Source organism: Haloarcula sp. H-GB4, from assembly GCF_030848575.1.
Taxonomy (GTDB): Archaea; Halobacteriota; Halobacteria; order Halobacteriales; family Haloarculaceae; genus Haloarcula.
The window spans coordinates 1,370,417-1,395,012 of record NZ_JAVDDX010000002.1 but is presented as its reverse complement, the minus strand read 5'-3'; the positions used below and the strand labels follow the sequence as shown (position 1 = coordinate 1,395,012).

The following is a 24,596-nucleotide window of genomic DNA, read 5'->3' as shown; positions in this document are numbered from 1 at the left end:
TCGTACAGCGGGAAACAGAAAAACGGCGCCGGATTACAGCTGGTCGAGCCAGTCCTGCGCGCGGGACTCGGTGGTCTCAGCGATATCGGCCAGTTCGGCCGGATCGTATTCAGCCAGGTCCGCAACGCTGTGGATGCCGGCGTCGTGCAGACGGTCGGCGTATGTCGGGCCGATACCGGAGACGCTATCGACATCGGCAGGTCCGTCGGTCGCGTCGTCTTCATCCTCGGTAGCGTCGGCACCGACATCATCAGTCGCGTCAACGTCGATGTCGGTGAGTTCCGACTGGTCCACCGCGTCGTCTGCAGCCGCCTCGGGGGATTCGACCTCAATGTCGACTTCTTCGCTCCCTTTGCTACGCTCGGAGTACCACTCGGCGACCTCGGGCCAGAGGTCGGCGTGCGTCGACGACGAAACCGAGAGGCCGATGTGGCCCGTCGAGAACTCGATGGTTCGCGTGTCGTCGCTGGCGATAACGTCGTTGAACGGCTTGGAGGCCTCCGGCGGGATGAGGTGGTCGTACTCTCCCATGAGCTGGAGGACGGGCATGTCGATGTTGTCCAGGTCGACGTGCTTACCGTCGAGTTCCAGTTCGTTCCGGTAGAGTTTGTTGTCCTGATACACGTCCTCGAGGAACTGAACGTAGGCTTCGCCGGCGACGTCAATACCGTCGCCAAGCCACTGCTCCATCCGGCCGAAGTTCTCGACAAAGCCTTCGTTCTCCATGTTCTCCGCGAACCGGATGTACTTCGTGACGTAGTTCTCAACCGGGTCCATCAGCGCGAAACCGATGTCGAGCATATCCGAGGGGACGTTGCCGAACGTGTCGACGACATCCTGCGGGGAATAGTACTCCTCGGACCCCCACTCTTCGAGGACGCCGCCAGTGTGGTCGAAGCACAGCCCAGCAGCCATCAGGCCCAGCGTGTTAACTTTCTCCTTGTGGAGCGCGGTGTACATCACCGACATCGTCCCGCCCATACAGTAGCCGAGGATGTTGATCGCGTCCTGCCCGGAGCGGTCGCGGACCACGTCGACGCAGTTGTCCATATAGCGATTGACGTAGTCATCGAGGGTGAGGTGCTGGTCGAGCCGTGACGGCTCGTTCCAGTCGATGAGATACACGTCGTGGCCCGCCTCAAGCAGGCGTCGGACGACCGACCGCTCTTCCTGCAGGTCGAGGATGTACGGCCGGTTGATGAGCGCGTAGACGATGAGTATCGGCACGTCCTCCTTCTCCTCGTCCGGCACCTCGATGCCGGCGGCTTCGGCGTCGTAGTGGAGGAGTTCGAGCTTGTTCTCCTCGTAGACGACGTTGCTGGGCGTCTGGCCGACTTCGACGGACTCCATCAGCTCCAGTCGTTCGTCAGCGATCTGGCTGGTCTCGGCGGCGTCGGTCATATTCTCCAGCGTCTTTCGCTGCCAGTTGAGCGCGGCCTCGAACGGATTGAAGGGATTGCTGGACATGATTACTCTTCAAGGTGTTCGAGGACGCGGTCGAGCTTCTGTTCGACCGCGTGCTGGCGGCGTTCGAGTTCGACGAGCCGCTCGGCGACCTCATCAACGTCGTCGCGTGTCGGGAAGCCCATCTGTTCCAGAGCGTCCTGACTCAGGTCGTCCGCTTCCTGTTGCATCTCCATCATCGACTCGACGAGCTGGCCGTTGGCGGCCGCAAAGGCCGAGGTGCCCATGACGTGCTTGAACGCCTCGTTGGCGGACTGCAGCCAGATATCACGGAACTCGGCCGGGTCGACGTCCTCACCTCGAGCGGCGTCGGTCGAACGCTCGACCATCTGCTCGGCGGCGTCCATCCACTCCTCGTAGGCGCGGTTGTAGCCATCCATCCCGTCGGCAAGGTCCTCTTGCTCCGGGATCGTATCCTCGACCGCATCGGCCCACGATTCCACGAAAGCCGCCTGGGCCTTCATGTTCTGCTCCATCGAGTCAGCGACCGCGTTGTTCATCTCCTCAACCATCTCCGTCCATTCCTCCTGAATGTCGTTTGTGTTACTCATAATAGTACCTCGGCGGCGGGCGCACAAAAAAACCGACTGTCGTTTTTACGCTTCGACGTCGACAGCGTCGGCGGCTTCGGCCTGCACTTCCTCGACCTGCTCCTGAATCTCCTCGACCTGCTCCTGCACTTCTTCGAGCTGCTCGCCGAACTGCTCGGCGGCCTCGACGGACTGCGCTTCGAGTTCCTCGTGGGCCTCGACGAGCATGTCGACCTGATCGTTGACGGCGGTAACGTACTCGTCGGTCATCTCGTCGTAGGTGTCGGCGCCCTCTTCAAGCTCGGTTTCCATGTTGTCGAAGACCTCGGCGTGGTTCTCGAGCAGGAAATCGAACTGCTCGTCGACGGTCTCACGGATCTGCTCGACAGTTTCGGTCATGCCGGGCATCGTCGACGCCATCGCGTCGAGATAGCTGTGGAACGCGGTCTGCTGGAGCTCGACACCGCGGCGCTGTGCCGACTCCTGTGTGTCGAGGCTGTCGATGACCGCGTTGTTGACGTTTTGCTGGAAGGAAACGCTCTGTTCGAGCGCCTTCTGGCTCTGCTCAATCGTTGCACGCTGCATCTCGAACGCTGTCGTGACGGGGGTTGTGTAGTCTACCATTGTTGGATTACTCGCTGTTGTTAGTGACCGGGAGGACGACGGCTTGAACGATATCGCCTTCGTCGATGCCCAGCGCTTCTCGCTCCGCATCGGGGATGCTGATCCGACCCCCGCTTTGCACGCGGGTCTTGAACGTCGCCATCTGGCTCATGGCACCGAGCTGATTCATATCGAAGCTCGGCATGCCACCATTGGCGAACATCTGTTTCATCAGCTGCTGTTGCTGTTCCATCGCATTCTCGCTCGCCTGTTGCATCCCCTTGAACATCGGAGGCCACATCAGGCCATCATCCTCGTCGGCCATCGGTCATCTACATGTACTCTCCTCAACAATATAAACCTTCCGCAGAAAACCATTGAATACCATTGAATGGCAGAGAATGGTGTTAGGGGTTCAGGGCCGTCGAGGGGCGTGCTACGCCCTGTAGCATCGATAACTGTAACCCCAAATTCGCGTCTGACGCCCGTTAGACGGCGTTTACCGACAGCTGAGACGAAACCAACACCAAGGTTTAATACTTCGACCAATAAATTACCAGAACAGATGAGTTCTGAATCGCCACGAAACCCGCTGTTAGACACATGGACTGAAACATCGTCACATATGTTCAACAGCGTCGTTGCAGCTAACCGGGCAGCATTCGCCGCGTTCGGCGTCCAGCAGGAAGATGAGAATGGCGTAACGCCCGCAGACCGTATCGAACCGGACGAAGACCTTCCAGAATGGCACGTCTCGATCTCCGAAAACCACCCGGGCCGCCTCGGTGTCGGCGACCGCGTCGATTTCACGAAGACAATCTCGGAAAACGACGTGCAACAGTTCGCCGCCGCGAGCGGCGACACGAACCCGCTTCACTTGGACGACGAGTTCGCGGAGCAGACGCGCTTCCGCGGCCGTATCGCCCACGGGACGCTCGTCGGAAGCCTCATCAGCGCAGCGCTGGCACGCCTGCCGGGGCTGACGATCTATCTCTCACAGGATCTGGAGTTCCACAACCCAGTCCGTATCGGCGACCGCCTCACCGCCGAGTGTGAGATCGTCGAGGACCTTGGCGACGAGCAGTATCGCCTGACCACGCGCGTCCTCGTAGACGACGAAGTCGTCATTGACGGCGAAGCGGTCGTCCTCATCGACGACCTGCCAGAGTAGTCAGCAGAACGCTCGAACGGCCCGGTTGAAACGGTCGGGGTGTTCCCGCGGCGGACAGTGCCCGCAGTTCTCGAAGATTTTCAGCGTGCTGTCAGTGACCGTCCCAGCAGCCTGCTCGGACCATCGACGGGGGAGCAGTGGGTCAACAGCCCCATGAATCAGCATCGTCGGCACGTCTATTTCTGCTAACCGGTCGGAGTAGTCAGTCCGGAAGCCAGACCACCGGAACTCGCTACGCTGCCAGCGCCGCATCGCCCGGACGGTCTGTCGGTCGACAGCGCTGTCAACATCCTCGACCAGTTGCTGGGGCGGCTCGCCGGGACCCATACTGCGGAGACTGTTCCGGATAGCTGATTGGGACGACCCTACGCCCTGCCAGAGCATGTTACCGAGGATCGGCGTCTGTAGGACGCTACTGGCCGCCGTTCGCCAGTAGGCATCGGCACCCAGCCCATAGCTGTCGACCAACACCAGTCGCTCGACGGGGCCGCCATCGAGCGCGTGGCCGAGCGCGACTGCGCCGCCCATCGAGAGGCCAGCCAGTGCGGGTTCCTCGATGGCGAGCGCATCGAGAAACTCGGACAGCGTCTCAAGATAGTAGTCGGTCGTGTACGTTCGGTCGGGCTTGTCACTGTCGCCGTGGCCCGGCAAGTCGAGCGCATACACCGTTCGCTCCGGCACAAGTGCGGGCAGCGCGTGTCGCCACGAGACGGTCGCAGCGTCCAGCCCGATACCGTGGAGAAACACCATCGGCGGCCCCTCGCCACCGGTCCGGTAGTGAATGTCAACGTCCTCGCCGTCGACGGACAGTTCGACGTGTTCGGACGAAATCCCTGTAGTCATCGGCATTCGTTCGGGACCGAGCGCGTATGAGCCTTTGTATCGGCCCAGTTATGACAGCAGCAGTACCAAAATGGGTTACTCGGGCCGCTCGTACGCACCATCCTGCCGGAGTCGGGCCTGTTCGCGGACAATAGCTGGCGTTCGACAGCGACCTGGTTCGCCGGTGACCTGCGGGATGGTACAGTTGTTACAACTCTCACACAGCGCGTCCGCGCCGTCGAGCAGGCGCGCGCCGAGTCGCGGTTCGGCGTAGAACGGGCGGGCCATCCCGACCGCGTCTGCGGCGGGGGTCGCTCCAGTTGCTCCGAGATACCGGTCACAGTCGGCACGTGTTCGGAGCCCACCTTCGAGCAATACTGGTACATTCACGCGCTCACGGACCGCCCGACAGAAGTCGGCGTTCCAGCCCGGGTCGTGGCTGAAACGGCGGGCCTGCAGGCGGTTAAGCAACTGAACGGCACGCGCTCGTAGTCGGCCACCGAAGACCGCTGCGTAGTCGTCCTGTAGATCGCTGGCGTCCCAGGCCCGATCCGGGAACGCGCCGCGGACGATGCTCATGTCCCAGAACGGGGACACTTCGACTGGAACAAGCCCGTCATAGCCGATGGCCGCCGCTCGAGTCGCAATGGCTACGCCATCTCTCCGAATTAGGTGCCTTCGAACGAAACTCGGCGCAGCGGTCTCGGCTGGAACTTTCGTGACCAGTGGCACATTGCCGGCGTGTTCCCGAACGGCGTTGTGGATTGCTTCGAGGAACCGAACGCCGTCCCGGAACTCGTCGCTCCGGCGGTTGTAGAACGGCGAGAGGAACTGCTGGATCAGGCTCATGTTCGCCGCCGAGAGGTGGATACCATCGTAGCCCGCGTCAACGGCGTAGCCGGCACAGCGCCCGAACTGCTCGGCCAGTTCCCATACCTCGTTCGTCGAGAGCACATCCGGCTGGAGCGAAATCAGGCCAAGCCGGTCAAGCGCCCGGAGTTGCCAAGGCGGGCGGCTGACAGCGAGCTGGCGCTGGTCCGGATGGGTCTCGCGGTATTCGACGTGCCACGTTGCCATGCTCCGGAGGCCGCCGTGGGCCAGTTGCAAGAAAATGCGACCGCCGTGGTCGTGAATCGTCCCGGTGAGCCGTTCAAGGCGCTCGACGAAGGCCGGGTCGTGAACCCGCGTCATGTTCGGCGCGGCACAACCGCCACGGTCGGTGACGATACTCGCCCCCTGGAAGAGGAGGCCGACACCGGAGGCTGCCGTCGGTTCGAGTTCGTCGATAAGCGTGTCGACGGCGGCCGCGCCGTTGCCCGCACACTCCAGTACCGGTGCACGATACAGTCGGTTGGGAACCTCGATGCCACCGATCTGCAGCGGCGTCTCCAGCGCGGTCACGACTGCTCGCGCTCGTCGAACGTCGCCTCTGTGCGGGCGCTGTCCTGTGGTGTCACCTGCTGGATGGCCGCCCGGACTTCCGTCGGCGAGTCGAACTCGCCGTCGGTACTGCGCTCGATTGCGGCCGAAAGATCCTCTGCGGGTGGGGCGGCGCTGCCGTATTCGTCTGCCAGTTCCTCCACGCGGACCGGGTACGCGGCCACACCGGTGGTGCAGTCGACCGTCGCCGCAACCCGGCGGGCGCGCTCACTGGCCCGCTGCCGTGCCGTCCGCTGTGGATCCATGTGTGCAACTAACACAGCCGTCGTCAAAAATACTGCTGTTACTTCTCGACCGGGAGCAACGCCACACGCTCCCGAACGGCGTCGGGAAGGTCGCCGGCCGTCGCGGCGAGTTCAGTGTCCGTCACATCGAAGAACGACCGGACGCGGTCCGCGTCGTACTCGCCCAGGGTGGCTGCAGCCGTAAGCGCCTCACGAACGTCGTCTTCGGCTGCCTCGATACCGTTCTGTTCGCTTTTTCCGACGTGAGTATCCGTCCGTTCGTGGTCGACAACGACCGCGACGACGGGACAGGCCCCCTCGCTGACACCCATCGTCAGCGCGCGGTTGATCTGGCGGCGGCCGGCCGCGTACAGCAGGATTTCAACACCGAAATCCTCGGCGATAGCGTCGCCGCGGTCGTGAGCCCGGGTCGCGAGTTCGACGGCCAGTTCGAGATGGGCGCGGTCTACGACGTAGCGGGCGTCGAACGCCTGCACCGTGACGCCGTGGCTGTCGCCAATTTCACTAAGCGTCTCCACGAACGTGCCCACGTCGTCGATTTCGGCAGTGCCTTCGACGACCCGCATCAGAAATCACCCAGACTGGACTGATCATCATTGGCTGTCGATTCGGCGTTCGTGTCGCCATCTGCACCGCCGTCAAGGTCAACAGACACGTCGGGCGCGGGCTCGACGCCCTCCATCGACGGGTCCCGGTGGCCGGCGTTCTCCAGCACGTTCTCGGCCGTCTTCCGGCGGCCTCGGAGCGCCGCCAGCACGACAGCCTTGTCCGCATCTCGGAGCTGTGCGCGGTCGGTGATGCTGGCCTGGAACAGCCGTCGTGCGCGTTTGCGGCCGACGCCGCGGACGCCGGCCAAGTCGACCAGTTCCTCTCGGACGCCGTGTTCGACGCGAATGCGGGCCTCACTGATGGCCCGCGCGGCGTTCAGATCGACCTCACTGGCCAGCGATTCGGCGGCCCCAAGCAGCCACTGGGCCGTCTCGACCTTCCCGCGGATGTCACCTGGGCCGACGCCGTACCGCTCCGTGATGGTCGCCTCGTCGACCTCCGTGGCCCAGTCTTCGAGCAGACGAGCGGTCTTTAGCGCCGAGAGCCAGTCCTCGAAGCGGCCCTCCTCGAACTCCGACGGCGTAGGTCCAAGCAGTTCTTCCTCGCGCTCGAACAGTTCCATTTCGTACTCCTCACGGTCGCCCGAGCGGAGATAGAGCTGGTACATATCCGGCGTCCGCGAGACGAGATGGTACAGGCCCAGTGCGGAGATGTCGTCCGGGTCCCTGTCAGCGTCGTCGCTCTCGTCAGCGTCCTCAGCGAGTTCGCTGGCGGTTGTGAAGCCGCTGTCAGCCGGCGGCTCCGCGGGCGTCTCGGCCGGCGACCCGCTGGCCGAGGTACTATCGCTGGCACCCCGTTCCCAGTCCCGCAGGCCGTCGACGATTTCGGCGGCGCTCATCGGGTCCAGATAGAGCCGCGAGACGGTGTGGCCCAGCGAGGTAGCGTCGAGTTCGCCAGCTTCGATTTCTAAGAAGTCATTGCGCTGGAGGTACGTGAGTACGTCATCGACGACGCGTTCGAGTTGGCCGCTGTCGTCGGTCTGGCTGGCGTACAGCGTCTGTTCGAGGAACTCAAGCAGTCCCTCACGCGAGCGCGCAAAGCCAGAGGCGACGGTCGCGAGGATGTGAGTCCGCAGGGCCGGTTCGGCCGCGAGTTTCGACCGGACCGGTTCCGGATCGGCCCAGACGTAGCGTTCGAACAGTTCGTCCACTTCGTCGTGGCTAGAGGCGATGAGTACCGCCTCGCCGTAGGGGTCGAGCCCCGGGCGGCCAGCCCGGCCCATCATCTGGTGCACTTCAAGCACCGACAGCGGGGCCATCCCGCCGGCCGAGCCGTCGTACCGCCGCCAGTCGCGGACGACGACGCGCCGGGAGGGCGTGTTGACCCCGGCCGCGAGCGTCGGCGTCGCACAGACGACCTTCACCAGCCGGTCCCGGAAAGCCTCCTCGACGAGTTCGCGGTGGCCCCGTGAGAGGCCGGCGTGGTGGAACGCCGCCCCGTCCGCAACGGCGTCCGCGAGGTCGTCGCTTGTTTCCGTGTCGCTCACGTCCCGGATCTCCTCGGCGATATCAGCCAACTGGTCCCGCTCCTCGGCACTGAGGTGGGGCCGGACAGTGTTCGCCAGCCGGCCCGCCGCCGCCTCGGCGTTGCGCCGGGAGTTGACGAACACCAGCGTCGACCCGTCGTCTTCCAGCGTATCGCGGACGATAGCCGCGGTCTGCTTCTCGTTGTTCTGCACCGAGAGGCGTTGTTGGCTCCCGTCTTCGAGGTGCAGTGCCTGCCCGTAGTGGACTCCCTTCTGGAGGTCGATTGGCCGCCAGTCAGAGTCGACGAGCCCCGCGTCGAGCCACGTCGCCAGCGCCTCGGCGTTGCCGATAGTTGCCGACAGCGCGACGGTCTGTAAGTTAGGATTGAGCCGGCGGAGCTTGGCCAGCGTCACCTCCAGTGTCGGCCCCCGTTCGCCGTCATCGACGAGGTGGACCTCGTCAGTGACGACGCAGGTGAGGTCCTCGATCCAGGGCGCGTCGTTCCGGACCAGCGAGTCCACTTTCTCGCTGGTGGCGACGACGATGTCCTTGTCCGCGAGCCATCCGCCCTCGGATTCGTAGTTCCCCGTCGAGACGCCGATGTCGAGGCCGTACTGCTCAAACTCCTCGAAGTCAGCCTGCTTCTCGCTGGCCAGCGCTCGCAGTGGAACGATGTACAGCGCTTTCCCGCCGCGGGCAACCGAGGAGAGCATCGCTAGCTCGGCGATGAGGGTCTTCCCGCTCGCCGTCGGAATCGACGCAACCAGATTCTCCCCCTCGGTGACCCCGGCCTCGACGGCCTCGGCCTGTGGCGGGTACAGCTCCTCGATGCCGTCGTCGCGCAGGTGGTCCGGGAGCCACTCGGGCACGCCCGGCAGGTCCGCAACGTCCATTACACCCCGCTTGGGTCCTGCCCCGATTTAAACTGTCGCACTGCAACCGTGTCGGTCCACTAGCGCATCGAGTCCCGAGGGGAACGCCTTTGCCCGCGAGCGGCCAACACGAGGTATGCGAGTCGAGTACGACTACGACACCTGTATCGGGATGTTCCAGTGTGTCGCGGAGTGGGACGCCTTCGAGCGCGACGAGGACGCCGGCAAAGCGGTGCTGGCGGACAGTGAGGAACAGGAAGCGGACGTGTTCGTTCGGGAGGTCCCAGATGACGCCGAACTGGACGCGAAGTTTGCCGCCCGGTCCTGTCCAGTCGACGCCATCACACTCTACGACGACGACGGCGAACAGCTCATTCCCTGATTATTCCTTCGACAGTCGCTTCAAGCACGACGGTTCCAGCGGTGTCGCCGTCAGCCTGCTTCGCCGCGGCTGTGTCGGCCTGACCGGAGTCAACGCCGCAATTGATGCGCCGGACAGCCACATCACCCACGAGAGCGACGCCGCCCTCGACATCCAGATCAACGTCCACGACCGTTAGTTCACAGACCAGCGTCTCGCCGGTGTACACCGGGCGCTGGAACTGCAGGTCCATCCGCGAGGCAAGCACTTCCAGATCACCGCCGATGCTGGTCAACAGTGACGCGGTGAGCAACCCCTGGACCATCCGCCGGCCGTCTCCATCAGGCTCCGTGTGGCGGGGCTGGTCGTCTCCGGAGAGCGCGGCGAACTGGTCGACATCTTCGGGCCGGAACGTCCGCGTCTCGGTGAACGTCTCGCCGACTTCGACGGGAGGCATATGCTTGGCTGTCGGCGCTTTGTGGCAAAAAGCCACGGCCCCGTCCCGAAACCCACAGGGGGCTGGGCTCCCCAAGTCAGAGCGATGTCGACTGGTGGTCCCCTCCGCCGCTTGCTGACTGCGTTCCCCGCATTGCTGGCCAGTGCAGGCCTCGTCGATCAAGAGAAGGCGACGACCGCGACCGACCTCGCCGCGCCGGTGATGGTCACGGGCGGCCTCCGCATCCTCTTGCGTCTCGCCGACTTCCTGATGGTCGGTCTGGCGCTCGGTGACGCGGCCATCGCTGGCCTCGAACTCGGCTTCCAGTACTACTTCGTCGGGTTTGGGCTCTCACTGGCAGTCTCCTCTGGGACAATAAGCGTCGTCTCGCGGCTGCAGGGGGCCGATCAGCCGGAGCGTGCAAACCTCGCGGTCAAACAGTCGCTGTGGATCGCGTTGCTCGTCTCCCTGCCGCTGTCGGTACTCTGCTGGCGCTATCCGGAACTACTCGTTGGGGTTCTCACCGACGACCCGGCGACCATCCGCCTCGGCGCGACGTATCTCGCCATCGTGATGTTGTCGCTGGCCCCACGGTTCTGGAGCATGGTCGCCGCCCGGGCGCTGGCGGGCAGCGCCGACACCCGAACGCCGATGTACGTCCGCCTGCTTACGCTGCCGACGAACGTCGCACTCAACGCCATCCTCATCTTCGGCGTCGGTCCGTTCCCCGAATTCGGCATCGCCGGTGCGGCGTGGGGGACAGCCATCGCGAACACGCTCGCGGCAGTGATTTTCCTCGGACTGTTGCTGTCCGGGCGCTACGTCGTCACGCTCCGGCCCGGCGGGACGCAGTTCAGCGCCGACCTCATGCGCGAAATCGTCCGTGTCGCCCTCCCGCTGTCCGGAATGCGGCTACTGCAGACGTTCGCCCGCTTCCCGTTCCTGTTCATTCTCGGTGTGCTGGGGACGCCGACACTCGCGGCCTATGCCATCGGCCGCCGGGTCATGCTGCTCGCGCTAATGCCGGCGTGGGGGTACGCGACTGCCGCGTCGACGCTGGTCGGGCAGTCGCTGGGTGCTGGGGACGAAGGAGAGGCGACCGCCTACGGCTGGCAGACGCTTCGCGTCGCGCTTGCTCTCCAGCTCGTCGTGGCGGCCCTGCTTGTGGTGTTTGCCCGACCCATCGTCGCCCTGTTCGGGACCGCCTACCCCGACCTGGCGGCGGCGTTCGTCCGGGTGTTCGGCCTGCTCGTCGCCGGCTTCTCCATCTCCCGGACGATGCGGGGCAGCCTGCGGGGTGCCGGCGACACACGCTGGCCGCTATACGGGACGTTTCTGGGTGGCTACTGCTACCGCCTCCCAGTGGCTGCCCTCGCCCTGCCGTCGTCGTTCGTGGTAACCGTTCCGGTCCTCAATATCGCCGTCTCACCGGGACTCGGGATTGGACTGCCGGCAATCTTCGCTGCACTCGTTGGCGACTTCTACCTGAAAGCTGCGGTCAACGCGGGCCGGTTCTGGTCCGGTGGATGGCGCGACGTTGCCAGACAGGCGAGCGTTGGTGCGACTGACGACTGACACCACTGGTCGTCTCCGACCCGTCTCGACGGCGTCACTCGCCCTGCGCGACGGCTTCGACTTCGACGACGGCCTCGGGCGTTGCCAGCCCGCTCACTTCAACCATCGTCGCTACAGGACGAACGTCGCCGAAGAACTCGCTGTGGGCCTCGCCGACCCGTTCCTGATTGTCGATGTCGGTGACGTACATCCGAGTCTGGACCACGTCGTCGATAGCGGCATCAAGGGCTGTCAGTGCATCCGAGACGATTCCGAAGGCATGTTTCGTCTGTTCGTATGGGTCACCCGGCGCGACGACCTCGCCTTCGTCGTCCGTGGCGATGGTGCCGGCGACACGGACAGTATCGCCAGTGCGTATCGCCCGCGAGTAGCCAACCTGCTGTTCCCAGGCAGTCCCCGTCGAAGTGCGTTCGCGACGCATACTCGATACTCGCTTCGGATCCCGAAAATCGTTTCTCAAGTTTTAATGTCCGGCCCGAGATACTCATTGGCATGAGCAAGGCCACAAAAATTGTCCTCGGAACAATCGGCGTGTCGGCACTACTGTCGGTCGGCATCATCATCAACCTCGTCCTGTTCTCGGCGTAGATGTTCACCGAGCGCTCACTGGCCGGCGAGCTGCCGGCCGTACGTGACGCCTACGCCCCGAAGGCGCTCGTACTGAACTGCGACCGTGACTTCGAGACGCTGGACCCCGCAGTCGCCGAGGAACTCCTGCTGGTGACCGACAGCCTCGACCAGATTTCCTACGACGGTGCGTGGCTCCCGACCACAGCGCCAGAGGTGCTACAGGAGTACATCGGGAACGACCTCACCATCGGAATGCCCGGCGACGGCGGCGTCGCCTGGACGCGCCAGACGGTCCCGCCCTGCGTGTTCGTCAAGCCGCGGCTGGAGACCTCACCGGACGACTTCGTCTCGTTTCTCGTCGCCGAGGCGCTCGTCGAGGTCAGTCTCAACGAACCCGAGCATTTTCTGGGCTTTTTCGGCGAGCAGTACCCGGAGTTCGTGGCTGCCACAGAGAACCATCTCGATGCGAACGCCCGATACCAGCTTTCAGCAGCGGTGTATACGGCGTATCTCGGGCTCCAGACCCGGGCGGAGTTCGCCGACTGGGCTGATGACTATCCGGATCTTTACGCGGCGTGGGATGACGCCGGCGAGCGCCTGCAACCCCGCCTCGAAGATCTCCCCAGCGAGATCGCACAGGGCCAGACGGAGTTCGCCGCGGCCGCCGAACTTGCCTGCAGCGGCATCAAGCACGGACTCGACCTCCCCGCGCCGTTTGCCGCACTCGACACCGACGCCTATCTGGAGTACGGCGCTGACTACGCCGTCCAGTGGGCCGAGACGACGTTTGAGAAGATGGAGTAAGCCGGCTTTATTTCGGTGGTTCGGCAGAATACGATTGACTACGTTGTGCTACAGCCGTTCCAGCACCGCGTCGGCGTCGTAGTTGAGCGTCAGTTCCCGTGAGCGGCCTCGACCTTCGACGTTTGTGTAGTCGGCATCGATGATGTCGAGCTGGTCGAGCTTGTTGATGATCTCAGAGTACCGAGTGTAGCCCAAGTCTGTCTGCTCTGAGAAGGCGTCGTAGATGTCGCCGGCCTGCTGGCCGTCGTGGGCCGCGATGACCTCCACGAGCGCGGTTTCCGAGTCCGACAGCTCCCGCAGCCGGCGGGAGAGGTGGACGTATTTTGACTTGTCGTAGGCTTCCTCGACGTCCTCGGTTTCGACGGAGCGGGAGGCGCGCATCTCGGCGTTCATGCCGGCCCGGCGCAGCAGGTCGATGCCGACCCGGAGATCACCGCCCTGCTCCTCGGTCAGTTCGGCGACACGATCAAGCACTGTGGGGCCGACGACACTTTCGTTGAATCCCCGGTCGGCACGCTCGCCCAGGATATCTGCGATTTCGGCCTGTCCGTACGGGTTGAAATACACCTCCTCCGGGCGGAACACGGACTGGACGCGTGTATCGAGGGCGTCGATGACATCGAGTTCGAGGTCCGAGGAGACGCAGATGACACCGATTTTCGCGCCGGAGTGGGCCTCGTGGGCGCGCAGCAGCGAGTACAGCGTGTCGCTGGCCTCGCTCTCGTAGAACAGGTAGTTCACGTCGTCGAGGGCGACGACGAGCACCTCGTCTTCCTCGACTAGTTTATCGGTAATCTGGGAAAACAGCTTCTTGAAAGAGATGCCCGAGGAGGGCGGTTCATAGTCGAAGATCTCGGCGAACAGCCGCGAAAAGACGGCATAGCGCGTCGAGTCCATCTGGCAGTTCACCCGGACGGTTTTCACGTCTGTCTGGGCGGTGAGTTCGTCGAACAGGATCTGGGCAGCAGTCGTCTTCCCTGTACCGGGCGGCCCGCGGGCGATGACGTTGAGCGGGCGCGACCCCCGGACGGCCGGCCGAAGCGCGTACTTCAGCGTCTCCATCTGGGTGTCCCGGTGTTTGAACGTCTCCGGGAGCCAGTCGATTTCAAAGACGTGTTCGTCCCGAAAGACGGACTCGTCCCAGCCGAGCATCCGGTCCTCGGGGTCGTCGCTCATCACTTTCACCGAGCTTCGCGGCCCACTTAACCATTTGCCACAGCTTCACCCACAGTGACAGGTCAGTGCGTCTCAGGCGGTCACTACTCGAACTTTCCGAGCAAATCACTGTAGAATCCATCGGCATCGTCGGTCCCGTCGTCGGCGAGCTTCTCGACGATGAGTTCCGGCGTCGAGCGGGCGAGCTTCCCCTTGACCGGGGAGCGCTCAACGCGCAGCTTGCCGTCTTCCAGCCCTTTCGCCTCGATTCCGTCGATACTGATGTCGGTTTCGGCGGCCGCGCGGATGTCGCGTGCGAGGTGTGATACGAAGATAGCCGTCGCCTGCCGTTCACCCAGCGCTTCGAGGATGCCGGCCATAATCTTCGCGCTGGCGCCGGGCTCGGTGATCGATTCGAGTTCGTCGACCAGCACCATCACTGGGCGGTCGTCGGTCCCAGCCGCCGGATCGTCGCTGTCTGTTGTTGCATCGCTGTCAGCCTCTGTCCCGTCCCCATCCGCTGCCGCCGGCGACCGATGGTCCACGTCCGCAACGAGGTCACCGAACTCCCGCAACGTAGCTTCGAACGCACCGGCGTCCAGCGTCCCCTGGGTCTTGGCGTGGTAGTGGAGTTCGGAAATCCGACCGATTCGGGCCGACTCCGCCGGGACGGGCAGGCCCATGTGGGCTAGGGTCGTCACCAGCGCCACGAGGTCCAGCGTCGACGTCTTGCCACCGCTGTTGACCCCGGAGAGGACCGTCACGCCCTCGACAGTGTAGTCGACAGGCTCGACGTTTTCAAAGGGAACATCCAGCAGTGGAGAGCGCCCGCCCTTGATGGCGACGCCCTCGGACTCGGTTAGCTCAGGCATCGTGCAGTCAAAATCGTCGGCAAAACGGGCGATCGCCAGCTCCACGTCGAGTTCCAGCGCGGCATCGACTAGCGCGGCGGCGTCGTCGCGCATCTCGGCGAGGTCGTCGGCCAACTCTCGCTTCCGGCGGGTCGCCCGCTGGTCGCGCGCGGCGGTCAGTTCCTCTCGGAGACGGGCAACGACGTCTTCACTGTGTTCGACGGGGTAGGCGGGCTCGTCAGGGAAGGCTCGGCGCGCTGTCGCCTCCATGTCCCGGAGCGCCAGCGCGTCGACGAGGTGGTCGCGGGCCTTCTCGACAGCCGCGGCGTACTCGTCGGCCAGTTCCCGCTGGAGCAGCGAGTCGACGCCCGCCCCGCGTTCGACCAGCGATAGCAGGTCCGTCCCCTCGATAGTCACGTCCTGTTCCTCGATAGCCTCCCGGAGGTGGTCGTTGGCGACACTCTCAGCCGTCGACACCGCCGCGTCGAGGTCGTCGACAGCAGTGGCGAGCCGGTCGAGTTCCTCGTCGCCGCTGACACTGCCGTCTTCATCGAGCTGGTCGAGCGCCGACAGGAGCGTCTCTAGGTCACACGGCGCGTCGAGGTCGGCGACGCAGTGGACCTCGGCGGCGGCCCGTATCCGGTCGCGGTTGCGGGCGAAGAAGGTGAGTACGCGTTCCGGAACGACGGATTCGGGCTCTTCGAGCGCGTTCGGCTCCACCCGTACGTCGCCCTCGATGTCGACGCCGGCGAAGGCCTCATCCAGCGCGACGACCGTCGAGTACGAGCGGGCGAGTTCGGCCAGCTGACGGGCGTCGTCGACGACCTCAACGCTGACCTCCGGAATCGCGGCCTGTGCGTCGGCGTAGCGCTCGGCGTCGCGGGTCGCCAGACAGCGGTCCCGCACCCGCACGTCACCGGGTTCGGCCAGCGGCTCGACGGCCGAGAGGGCGTCGAGAACTGCCGGGTCGGGCTCGCGGGCCATCGCCGACTCGGCGAACGAGCGGACTTCTTCGATACGGCTACGGATGCCGCTGGGATAGATCGTCTCCAGTCGCTTCGCGGCGTAGTCGGTTACCGTCCGGTCGGTCAGCAGGGCCAGTGCGTCCTCGTGGATCTCTCGGGCGCGTTTCGTCGCGGTGAACCCACCAGGGTCGTCGTGTTCGGCCCGGATCGCGCCGCGAGCGATACGGGCTGCCCGGCCCTCGCTGATACCCGGTGCGCGTGCAAGCGACGCGACGTCGCCGTCCCGGAGTGCTGCCTCCGGGTCGTCTAGTTCCCGGAGCGCCGCGGCTGTCTTCGCCCCGACGCCCGGAACCGATTCGAGCTCCATCTGCCCGCCCATTCGACGCCAGCGAGAAAAAACCCGTTGCCAGCGGTTCCGGCGGCAGCGGAGCGGTCAATACCGCTCCGGCCCGGTCAGTCAAACACCGAACGCGAAGGCGTTTTTGCGCTCCACCGAGAAAGAAATTCCATGTCTGCTGTTTCGGAGAAGCTAGCGGCCGCCCGCGAAGACCTCAAGTCGCGAGACGGCGTGCTGATCGCCTTCTCCGGTGGGGTCGATTCGAGTGTCGTCGCCGCACTGGCGCACGACGCCCTCGGCGACGACGCCATCGCCTGTACCGCCAAATCTGAGACGCTCCCCGCAGCCGAGCTTACGGACGCGACCCGCGTCGCCGAGGAAATCGGCATCCGTCACGAGATCGTTGAGTTCTCCGAACTCGACAGCGAGGAGTTCATGCAGAACGACGACATGCGGTGTTACCACTGCCGGTCGATGCGGCTGGGCGCGATGTACGACCGCGCCCGTGAACTCGGCATCGACGTGGTGTGTGATGGGACAAACGCCTCCGACGTGGGCGAGGGTCACCGTCCCGGCCTGCGCGCCGTCGAGGAACTGGACGCCTACTCACCGCTACTGGAACATAACATCGAGAAATCCGAGGTCCGTGAGATCGCCCGCGAGTACGACCTTTCGGTCGCCGACAAGCCCTCGATGGCCTGTCTCTCCTCGCGGATTCCAACCGGCCTCGAAGTCACGGAGGAACGACTCTCCCGCGTCGAGAAGGCCGAGCGCCTCCTGCGGACGTGGGGCTTCGAGCAGTTCCGCGTGCGCGACCACGACGGCCTCGCCCGGATTGAGGTCGGCGAGGAAGAACTCGAAACCGCACTCGACCCAGACTTCGTCCGCACTGCTCGCGACCACATCGAAGACTGCGGCTTCGACCACGTCACGCTCGACCTCCACGGGTACGAAACCGGCAGTGTGAGCCCGGAAACAGAAGAACCAGCCGAAGAAGAGGCCGAGGACGTGGTTAGCAACGTTTTCGACGCCGACTATCCGTCCGTCGATTGACGGCGTAACCCTTCTCAAACCAGTGCGTCACGTCAGCCATCGCTTCTACGTTGGGCGATCAGACGCGCAAAGTAGCGCTTTCGTTGTCATTGAAAGTATGAGATAAAGTACAAGTGTAGCGGTACAGTCGGAGGAAATACAGACCACAGTGGACCGCGGTCGGGCTGAGTTCAGTGATATGCGCGGCCAGCCTCGAAACACGGCAGGAATACCACGTTATATATGCTTGTTGACCTATTTCTTGATTCGGCGCTTCTCGTACTCGGCATCTTCTCGTTGTTTGCCATTCCGGTAGTTTTCGCGCAATCGACCGAAAACACGGACGCCGAATCCAAGTTAGAACGTGTCGCACCGTTGCTTCTCAGCCTCTCGTACGTACTCTCGAAGCTCGTTCCGGGTCGGTTCGTTACGGTATCCCCGGGCGTGGAGAGCGCCGTCGGGACGTTAACACTCGTACTCCTTGTCATCAGTGTCTATTTCATGTTCGTCAGATAGCCAGCACCACAGCGCGGCGACTACTCGCAATCGCTCGTAGTTCAAGATTCACCGACGAGAGTACAGGGCGGTTTTTAGATCGTATCGCATCAAGCAACAGTAAGCACTCAGTCTAGCAACGTTCGCCAGCCAGTCATCTCCTCGTTGACCAGTGCAGGACCGTCCTCGTCTAATCGAATTTCGTTGGCTGCGCAGTTCGGCTGTGAGCTTTTGGCCAGCGCCGCATCCGGGTCAACATCGGTGAGTTTTGCCAGCAAGACCTTGATGACGCCGCCGTGGGTGACCACAAGCGTCGTCTCACCGGCGTCGGTGGTCGCGATTGCCCGGTCCCAAGCCGACTCGACCCGTCCGCGGAAGGTCGGGATGCCCTCGCCGCCTTCCGGGGCTGCGTCGAGTGAGATGACGCTCGCGTCCCGGTCGTGGTCGGGGAACTCATCAAGCAGTTCCTCCGCGTACAGGCCCTGCATGGTCCCAAAGCCCCGCTCACGCCAGTCAGTATCGAACTCAGGGTCGGGCAGACCACCGTAGCCGTCGTTGGCTGCGGCGGCCGTTTCACGGGTCCGCCGGAGGTCCGACGCGAAGACACGGTCGACGCCGTAGCGCTCATCGAGCCATGTTCCGAGCGCCGTGGCCTGCTTCTGTCCCTGGTCGGTCAGCCGACTCGGGGCCCAGCCCTGGATGCGTCCGTCTCGATTCCACGTCGTCTCGCCGTGCCGGGCGACAAGTAGGGTTCCCATCTTATTCACCCCGGTTTCGCCAGCGCGCGACGGCGATGGTCCCCTCATAGAGGATGACGAGGCCGGCGGCGACGGCGATTGCGGCGTTTCTCGGGAGGCTGAACTGGTTGATGAGGCGGAACAGCGTCGGGTCGGGGCTGCCGAGGTAGCCGACGACGATGGCGACGGCCCACACCGGCAGGCGGGCGGCCCGGAACCCGCGCCAGAGTTTGACCGAGCCGTAGTAGTTCTTGTTCACGTAGGCCAGCGCCTCGAACAGGACGATCATCCCACCGCCGACAAGCATTGGCGTGGCGTTCCCGAGGCCGACGGCTGCGAGCGTCTCAGTAACTGTGGCTGGCAGTTGCTCATAGTAGCCCGTCGGGACCGGTGCGGGGCTGAGGACGTAGCCGGCAATACCGGCGGTCAACCACGCAACCGGGCGGCGCGCGGCGAGGTCGTCCGCTGTCGGGACCGGCGACGTACTGCCGGTCCAACGAAGGAGCAGCAGGGTCCCCTCGAACAGCCCGATCATCGTCACGGCGACCATGAGCGGGGCCATCCCAGTCGGGTCCGGGCTGAACAGGAATGCCACAGCGGCGAAGCCACCCCAGAAGTACAGCCGCCGGTCCTGCAGCCACTGGCGGGTCGTCACGCCCATCATCACTGCGAGCATCACGAACAGCGGGATCTGGAAGATGAGCGCGAACAGCCCCAGCATCAGGATGATGAGGTTGAACGTCTCGCTCAGGCCAAAGGCCAGGTCGGCTGCGCGGTCGGAGTAAGTAATGAAGTAATCGAACATCGCCCGCAGCACGGCGAAATACGCGAAGCCAACGCCGACAGCTGCGAGAACGAGGCTTGTCGGAACCGCAGCCAGATAGTAGCGGCGCTCGCGGGGGTACAGCCCCGGTCGCATGAACAGGTACGTCTGGTAGACGAACACCGGCAAGGCGACGATAAAGCCGACTAGCGAAGACACCTTGAGACGCGCCAGAATGAGCGCGAGCGGGTTGTACACGTTCGGGCAGTCAGCGCCCGCGACAGCACTGCCGTCGACGTTCGTCGCGACCTGTCCGCAGGCCTCGGCCGGGCCGTCGAGGAACGAGTACCACAGGAAGTTGATGAGTTCATCGGAGTACGGCAAGGCGATAACGGCGACGACGGCCATCACGCCGACGACGACGAACAGCCGCATCGCCATCTCCTCGACGTGGTCGGCCAAGGGCATCTCCTCGTCGTCGGGTGCGCCCTCGTCGACGATATCGTCGTCGGGGTCGTAGCTCGGTGCATTCCCGCCGCCGGTTGTCGGCGCAGCACCACCGGCACCGGCCGGTGACGGCGTCGGCTTGCCCCAGTCAGTCGGAACGTCAGCCGGGACAGCAGCGGAGATATCTGACGCGTCCCGGTCGAACAGCCCGTCGCTGGATTCGGCTTCTGTCGGCGCGGCATGCGAGCCAACAGTGTCCTCGTCACCGCCGGCCGGTGCGGGACCGGGGCTGGTCACCTCGTCCGCCTCCCGGTTGGCATCGGCCTCGGCAACGGGGTCAGTAGGGGGTGACGAATCGTCGGACTCGTCGTCAGACGGTAGCGGCGGCTCTTCGGGCCTGCGTTGCTCGTCGTCCGCATCACCGTCCTCCATCTGTCCCGGGCTTAGACGGTGGGTGTTGTAAACTTTCTTTTCGAGCAGTGGCTGTCACCGGGATGAATAAATTGATAACGCCCACTGGGCTAGGCACAGAGAAGATGGCGAGTGCTATCGACGAGGACACCGTCCAGACGGTCCAGAGCGGGCGTGCGACGCTCGGTGCGATGCTCCGCTCGGCACAGGTGCACCTCCAGAAGGTGTTCATCGTCTTCGTCATCGGGATGATCGGCACGATCATGGGACTGCAGTACGGCGTCTGGGACACGCTGCGTGCTGATCTCCTGTACTCGCAGATGGACCTCACCACCCAGGAGGCCACGAGCATCGTCGCGGTCACACCGTTCGACGTCATCCTCCTGCAGGTGAAAATCGGAGCCGTCATCGGGATTCTCATGTCGCTGCCGCTGCTGATCTACTTCGGCCGCGATGGGCTCCGACAGCGCGGCTGGTGGCCGGCCGAACACATCCCGACCTGGAAGGGCGCGCTGTTCGTCAGCATAAGTCTGGGCCTGTTTTTCGGCGGTGTCGCCTACGCGTACGAACTGTTCTTCCCCCTGATGTTCAACTTCCTCGCCGGGGACGCGTTCAAGGCCGGCTTCACGCCGCAGTACTCCATCGTCAAGTGGTTCCAGTTCGTCTTCCTGCTGGCCGTCTCCTTCGGGCTCGCCGCCCAGTTGCCGCTCGTGATGACGGTGCTTTCCTACACTGAAATCGTCCCCTATGAGACGTTCCGGGACAAGTGGCGCTACGCGGTGATGGGGATTTTCGCCTTCGGGGCGCTGTTCTCGCCGCCGGACCCCTTCACCCAGATTATGTGGGCCGCACCGCTGTGTGGCCTCTACGGGATCAGCCTCGCGCTGGCGAAGCTCGCGATGCTGGTCAGGCGCTCCGGTGATCTGGTGAGCACGTGGAGCGTCGCCCGCGGACACTGGAACACGATTCTCGGCGGTGCAGTGCTGGGCGGCGGCGTGGTGTACTACGTCCTAGCGACGCCGGCGTTCCAGTACATCCAGCAGTTCGCCGAGGTGTTCCCGTCCGACCGGCTCACCGGCGATATCCAGCCGCCGGCGCTGTTCGGGCTCCCGGTCGAAAGCACAGCGCTGCTCATCGCCGCCGTATTCGGTGTCATCGGTGCTGTCGTCGTCCTGTACTACCACGTTCTGACCGCACTGTCAGAGAAAGCCGGTCCCGGTCAGGTCGGTGACCCGACGGCCATCGACATTGGCGAACTCAACGCCTCGGCCGTCGAGGTCGCGCCCCCCGAAGTGTTCGAGGAGATGACCGAGGACGAGGCGCTCGCCCACGCCGACCGCGCTCTTGCGGACGACAACAAGGAGAAAGCTCAGGCCGTCCTCGACCGCTGGGACATGGCTCACGAGGACGACACAGAGTCGGAGGGTGAGAGCGGCGGTGCTGACGGGGCCGCCGAAGCGGACGAGGAGGAGACAGGTGTGTTCACCTCGACGACCGCCGGTATGGTCGATGCCTTCACCGAGGACGAGACAACCGAAGACGAGATCGGCGGCTACTACTACGACATCCAGTTCATTCTCAGTGCGCTGGCGTCCCGGGCGTTCGTGATTCTGGGAATCTTCGGGGCGGTGCTCGCCGCTGCGTTCCTGTTCCTCTATCAGGGCGGCATCGGGTCGATACAGCGGACGTTCGTCAGCCGGCTCCCGCCGGAGATGGCCGCCGACGTGAGCATCGTCACGCTCCACCCCGTGGAGCACCTCGTGTTCATCGTCAAGTTCTCGACGATACTCGGAGCCGTCTCCATCATCCCCGTGGTGCTGTACTTCGCGTGGCCGGCGATGCGCGAGCGGGGACTGGTCATTGGGAACCGTAACATCCTCGGCGTCTGGGGCGGAACGCTGTTCGCCGCACTCATCGGCGGAAGCCTGCTCGGGTTCCTCTACGTGGCCCCGATGACCATCTCCTGGATCGCCTACGACCAGCTGAACTCGAACATGGTCATCGCCTACCGGGTGAGCAACTTCGGCTGGCTCGTGTTCTTCCTCACCATTGGGATCGGCCTGCTGGCGGAGATTCCGGTGACGATGTTCCTCTTCCATAAGGGCGGCATCATCCCGTTCCGCCTGATGTACGAGCGCTGGCGGGAGGTCGTCATCGCCATCGTCGCCCTCTCGGCGATTCTCTCGCCAAGTGGCATTTTCACGATGTTCATCGTCGGCATTCCCACGGCGCTGGCGTATATGCTCGGGCTCGGTATCCTCTGGGTGTACACGCTGGGCGGCCGGCGGACGACGAACCGCCGAAGCGAACCAGCTGACTGATAGCTGTGCTCGGCGACGAGTCGCGAACCGTTATTCGACGATGATCGCACCGCCGTCGCAGTCGTGGAACGCTCAGGGATACTCGTAACGGCCCGTTATCTCGATAACAGCCCCGCGAGGCTCTCCCTCCCCCTAACCGGAAATCCGAGCTGTTTCTCCATCCGTCCTGTTGCGAGTGCAGTAGCTCTCGTGATGCCCAGAAACTACCTGTGAGTCGACACGCCTGGCCAACGAACCACAGTGGCTAAGCATATGCCCAATATATTCTCCAGATATGCCCAAGATAAGCGTCGAAGTTCCGGCGGAGTTGCTGAATGACATCGACAAGCACGTCGGCGAAGACGGGAAGTTCGTCAATCGAAGCGAGGCTATCCGCGCCTCAGTCCGAAAAACGCTCGACGTGCTTGACGACATCGATGAGCGCCAAGGACGACTCGACGATGACCAGTGAGCGGTCGGAGGCGGTGCGCGTCGGCCTCGTCGCGCTGTTCGTGACAGCGCTGGTTACCTCACAGGTGACCGCCTCGAAGCTGCTTGCGTTCTCGCTGCCGTTCTCACTCCCGCTTGCCGGGTCGACACTTGTCCTGCCCGGGGCAGCGCTAGCGTACGCGCTGACGTTCTTTGCCTCCGACTGCTACGCCGAACTGTACGGCCGCCGGGCCGCGACCGTCGTCGTCAACGTCGGCTTCGCGATGAACTTCGTCCTGCTGGCGCTGGTCTGGAGCACGATTCTCGCCCCCGGACTCCCACAGGCGGCCCAGCCGGTCGATCTCGCGGCCTTCCAGAATGTGCTCGGGGCGAGCACGGCCATCGTCGTTGCCAGCCTGTCGGCCTACGTGATAAGTCAAAACTGGGACGTGTTTGTCTTCCACTGGCTCAGGGACCGAACGGACGGCAAAAAGCTCTGGCTCCGGAACATCGGCTCGACAGCCACCAGCCAGCTCATCGACACGGTCATCTTCATCGGCGTCGGCTTCGTCCTGTTTCAGGGGGTCCCGCCGGCCGAGGCGCTGGCGCTCATCGTCGGCCAGTACCTCCTAAAACTCGCTATCGCCGTTCTCGACACGCCGTTCGTCTACGCCGTCGTCGGCTTTGCCCGGCGAAACAACGTCGTCTCGACTCCAGCAAGCGCCGATTGAAAAACGACTGGAAGCGGCTTACTCGACCGGCTCAGCGAACGCGTACCGCGGTTTCACGTCATCGATTCGGACCTCGACTGTTTGGCCGTCTTCGACGCCGCTGACGAACACGGTGAAGTTCTCGATCTTTGCGATACCGTCGCCCTCCTCGCCGATATCCTCGATAGTGACTTCGACAACATCGCCCTCGCGGACCGGCCCAGTCAGGCGGTGTTTCGCCACCAGATACAGCTCCGAGGAGGAGTCCCGCGAGGCGTCGGGACGGACCTCGCGGACGTACTCGAACTCCGGTTCGATATCGGCGATGAGGTCGTCGAGGTCCTGTCCGTCGAACACCTTCGCACAGAAGTCCCCGCCAGCGTCGAGCAGGTCCGTCGCGACCTCGAAGGCCTGCCGGACCAAGTGGACCGACCGGGCGTGGTCGAGGTCATACTGGCCGGTCATGTTCGGGGCCATGTCAGAGATGACAACGTCGACCGGACCAGCGCTGCCGTTGCTTTCACCGACGATTTCTCGGATCTCGTCTTTCGTGCTATCTTCGGTCATGTCGCCGCGGACGTACTCGACGGTCGGCTCGGGATCTTCTAGGTCATCGATTGTCTGGCGATCGACACCGACGAGCGTCCCGCGGTCACCGATGCGCTCGGCCGCGACCTGCATCCAGCCGCCGGGTGCCGCACCGAGGTCTACGACGGTCCGTCCCTCACCGAGGAGGCCGGCTGTGTCGTCTAGCTGCTGGAGCTTGTAGGCTGACCGCGCACGATACCCCTCCTGCTTCGCCCTGTTGTAGTAGTCGTCTTTGCCCGACATGATTACCACACACCACGTGCGTCTCGACCGCCGAAAGATGGCGAACGCGTAGTCATAGTACCACGGAGGCGGTCAGCGCTCAAATGGATGCCGACTCAGAGTTTCCGGTCGAACTGCTGCGCGACAGTTACCAGTCGGTTGTTCCGAGGAAACCGGGATAGCGTT

At 63.8% G+C, this 24,596-nt stretch carries 25 protein-coding genes; 9 read left to right on the top strand and 16 right to left on the bottom strand.

Annotated elements, in window-relative coordinates:
- Nucleotides 1-33: 33 nt before the first annotated feature.
- Genes phaC through RBH20_RS15775 form a run of 4 tightly spaced genes read right to left on the bottom strand, consistent with a single transcriptional unit; the run spans nt 34 to nt 2,922 of the window.
- A complete protein-coding gene (phaC, locus tag RBH20_RS15790) occupies nt 34-1,467 on the bottom strand; it encodes a poly(3-hydroxyalkanoate) polymerase subunit PhaC (protein ID WP_306710283.1) in 1,434 nt (477 codons plus the stop codon).
- A gap of 2 nt (nt 1,468-1,469) precedes the next feature.
- Entirely contained in the window at nt 1,470-2,015 is a 546-nt protein-coding gene (locus tag RBH20_RS15785) for a poly(R)-hydroxyalkanoic acid synthase subunit PhaE (protein WP_306710281.1), read from the bottom strand.
- A 45-nt stretch (nt 2,016-2,060) separates the two neighbouring features.
- Entirely contained in the window at nt 2,061-2,618 is a 558-nt protein-coding gene (locus RBH20_RS15780) for a hypothetical protein (RefSeq protein WP_151101217.1), read from the bottom strand.
- A 7-nt stretch (nt 2,619-2,625) separates the two neighbouring features.
- The gene (locus RBH20_RS15775) at nt 2,626-2,922 is read right to left on the bottom strand and encodes an AbrB/MazE/SpoVT family DNA-binding domain-containing protein (RefSeq protein ID WP_188975973.1); all 297 of its coding nucleotides are present in this window, start codon (nt 2,920-2,922) and stop codon (nt 2,626-2,628) included.
- Between the two features lie 300 nt (nt 2,923-3,222).
- Between RBH20_RS15775 and RBH20_RS15770 the strand changes: the two genes are divergently transcribed.
- The gene (locus RBH20_RS15770; protein WP_306710485.1) at nt 3,223-3,768 is read left to right on the top strand and encodes a MaoC family dehydratase; all 546 of its coding nucleotides are present in this window, start codon (nt 3,223-3,225) and stop codon (nt 3,766-3,768) included.
- Here the strand turns inward: RBH20_RS15770 and RBH20_RS15765 are convergent, their stop codons facing one another.
- The 5 genes from RBH20_RS15765 to RBH20_RS15745 all read right to left on the bottom strand — a co-directional run bounded on the left by RBH20_RS15765 (nt 3,769) and on the right by RBH20_RS15745 (nt 9,243).
- Complete coding sequence (locus tag RBH20_RS15765) at nt 3,769-4,611, bottom strand: alpha/beta fold hydrolase (RefSeq protein WP_306710276.1); 843 nt, start codon at nt 4,609-4,611, stop codon at nt 3,769-3,771.
- 75 nt (nt 4,612-4,686) lie between these two features.
- Entirely contained in the window at nt 4,687-5,991 is a 1,305-nt protein-coding gene (locus RBH20_RS15760; protein ID WP_306710274.1) for an NADH:flavin oxidoreductase, read from the bottom strand.
- Nucleotides 5,988-6,275, bottom strand: coding sequence for a hypothetical protein (locus tag RBH20_RS15755; protein WP_306710272.1), 288 nt, complete (start codon nt 6,273-6,275; stop codon nt 5,988-5,990). The genes RBH20_RS15760 and RBH20_RS15755 overlap by 4 nt, the downstream gene beginning before the upstream one ends.
- A gap of 38 nt (nt 6,276-6,313) precedes the next feature.
- A complete protein-coding gene (gene cgi121, locus RBH20_RS15750; protein ID WP_306710270.1) occupies nt 6,314-6,841 on the bottom strand; it encodes a KEOPS complex subunit Cgi121 in 528 nt (175 codons plus the stop codon).
- Nucleotides 6,841-9,243: an ATP-dependent DNA helicase gene (locus RBH20_RS15745; protein WP_306710267.1), complete on the bottom strand. Its 2,403-nt coding sequence runs from the start codon at nt 9,241-9,243 to the stop codon at nt 6,841-6,843. Before RBH20_RS15745 ends, cgi121 begins: the two co-directional genes overlap by 1 nt.
- 115 nt (nt 9,244-9,358) lie before the next feature.
- Here RBH20_RS15745 and RBH20_RS15740 point away from each other — a divergent pair, with 115 nt between their 5' ends.
- Entirely contained in the window at nt 9,359-9,604 is a 246-nt protein-coding gene (locus RBH20_RS15740; protein WP_306710265.1) for a ferredoxin, read from the top strand.
- Here the strand turns inward: RBH20_RS15740 and RBH20_RS15735 are convergent.
- A complete protein-coding gene (locus RBH20_RS15735; RefSeq protein ID WP_306710263.1) occupies nt 9,594-10,040 on the bottom strand; it encodes a MaoC/PaaZ C-terminal domain-containing protein in 447 nt (148 codons plus the stop codon). The two genes, RBH20_RS15740 and RBH20_RS15735, sit on opposite strands and share 11 nt — an antisense overlap.
- An 84-nt stretch (nt 10,041-10,124) precedes the next feature.
- On the opposite strand from RBH20_RS15735, the gene RBH20_RS15730 reads away from it, so the two are divergent.
- Complete coding sequence (locus RBH20_RS15730; RefSeq protein ID WP_306710261.1) at nt 10,125-11,594, top strand: MATE family efflux transporter; 1,470 nt, start codon at nt 10,125-10,127, stop codon at nt 11,592-11,594.
- 34 nt (nt 11,595-11,628) lie between these two features.
- On the opposite strand, the gene RBH20_RS15725 is transcribed toward RBH20_RS15730, so the two are convergent.
- Nucleotides 11,629-12,015, bottom strand: coding sequence for a RidA family protein (locus tag RBH20_RS15725; protein WP_306710259.1), 387 nt, complete (start codon nt 12,013-12,015; stop codon nt 11,629-11,631).
- A 167-nt stretch (nt 12,016-12,182) separates the two neighbouring features.
- Here RBH20_RS15725 and RBH20_RS15720 point away from each other — a divergent pair, with 167 nt between their 5' ends.
- Nucleotides 12,183-12,968, top strand: a complete 786-nt coding sequence (locus RBH20_RS15720; protein ID WP_306710257.1) for a hypothetical protein — start codon at nt 12,183-12,185, stop codon at nt 12,966-12,968.
- Between the two features lie 48 nt (nt 12,969-13,016).
- Here the strand turns inward: RBH20_RS15720 and RBH20_RS15715 are convergent, their stop codons facing one another.
- Nucleotides 13,017-14,144, bottom strand: a complete 1,128-nt coding sequence (locus RBH20_RS15715) for an ORC1-type DNA replication protein (RefSeq protein ID WP_306710254.1) — start codon at nt 14,142-14,144, stop codon at nt 13,017-13,019.
- Nucleotides 14,145-14,227: 83 nt separating this feature from the next.
- Nucleotides 14,228-16,306 carry a helix-hairpin-helix domain-containing protein gene (locus RBH20_RS15710; RefSeq protein WP_306710252.1) on the bottom strand — a complete coding sequence of 693 codons (2,079 nt, stop codon included), beginning with the start codon at nt 16,304-16,306 and terminating at the stop codon, nt 14,228-14,230.
- A 141-nt stretch (nt 16,307-16,447) separates the two neighbouring features.
- Between RBH20_RS15710 and larE the strand changes: the two genes are divergently transcribed.
- Together larE and RBH20_RS15700 are read left to right on the top strand one after the other, a co-directional pair.
- Nucleotides 16,448-17,329 carry an ATP-dependent sacrificial sulfur transferase LarE gene (gene larE, locus RBH20_RS15705; protein ID WP_306710250.1) on the top strand — a complete coding sequence of 294 codons (882 nt, stop codon included), beginning with the start codon at nt 16,448-16,450 and terminating at the stop codon, nt 17,327-17,329.
- Between the two features lie 222 nt (nt 17,330-17,551).
- A complete protein-coding gene (locus RBH20_RS15700; RefSeq protein ID WP_306710248.1) occupies nt 17,552-17,824 on the top strand; it encodes a hypothetical protein in 273 nt (90 codons plus the stop codon).
- Nucleotides 17,825-17,931: 107 nt separating this feature from the next.
- Here the strand turns inward: RBH20_RS15700 and RBH20_RS15695 are convergent, their stop codons facing one another.
- Nucleotides 17,932-18,561 carry a histidine phosphatase family protein gene (locus RBH20_RS15695; protein WP_306710246.1) on the bottom strand — a complete coding sequence of 210 codons (630 nt, stop codon included), beginning with the start codon at nt 18,559-18,561 and terminating at the stop codon, nt 17,932-17,934.
- Between the two features lies 1 nt (nt 18,562).
- A complete protein-coding gene (locus RBH20_RS15690) occupies nt 18,563-20,182 on the bottom strand; it encodes a twin-arginine translocase subunit TatC (protein ID WP_306710245.1) in 1,620 nt (539 codons plus the stop codon).
- A gap of 104 nt (nt 20,183-20,286) precedes the next feature.
- On the opposite strand from RBH20_RS15690, the gene RBH20_RS15685 reads away from it, so the two are divergent.
- From RBH20_RS15685 to RBH20_RS15675, 3 genes are all read left to right on the top strand, one after another.
- Entirely contained in the window at nt 20,287-22,482 is a 2,196-nt protein-coding gene (locus RBH20_RS15685; RefSeq protein WP_306710243.1) for a twin-arginine translocase subunit TatC, read from the top strand.
- A gap of 274 nt (nt 22,483-22,756) precedes the next feature.
- Complete coding sequence (locus RBH20_RS15680; protein WP_008307016.1) at nt 22,757-22,933, top strand: ribbon-helix-helix protein, CopG family; 177 nt, start codon at nt 22,757-22,759, stop codon at nt 22,931-22,933.
- On the top strand, nt 22,923-23,621 hold the full coding sequence (locus tag RBH20_RS15675) for a queuosine precursor transporter (RefSeq protein ID WP_306710483.1): 699 nt from the start codon (nt 22,923-22,925) through the stop codon (nt 23,619-23,621). The genes RBH20_RS15680 and RBH20_RS15675 overlap by 11 nt, the downstream gene beginning before the upstream one ends.
- Before the next feature lie 18 nt (nt 23,622-23,639).
- Here RBH20_RS15675 and RBH20_RS15670 read toward each other — a convergent pair whose 3' ends face one another.
- Nucleotides 23,640-24,431, bottom strand: coding sequence for a 23S rRNA (uridine(2552)-2'-O)-methyltransferase (locus RBH20_RS15670; RefSeq protein ID WP_306710241.1), 792 nt, complete (start codon nt 24,429-24,431; stop codon nt 23,640-23,642).
- Nucleotides 24,432-24,596 lie beyond the last annotated feature (165 nt).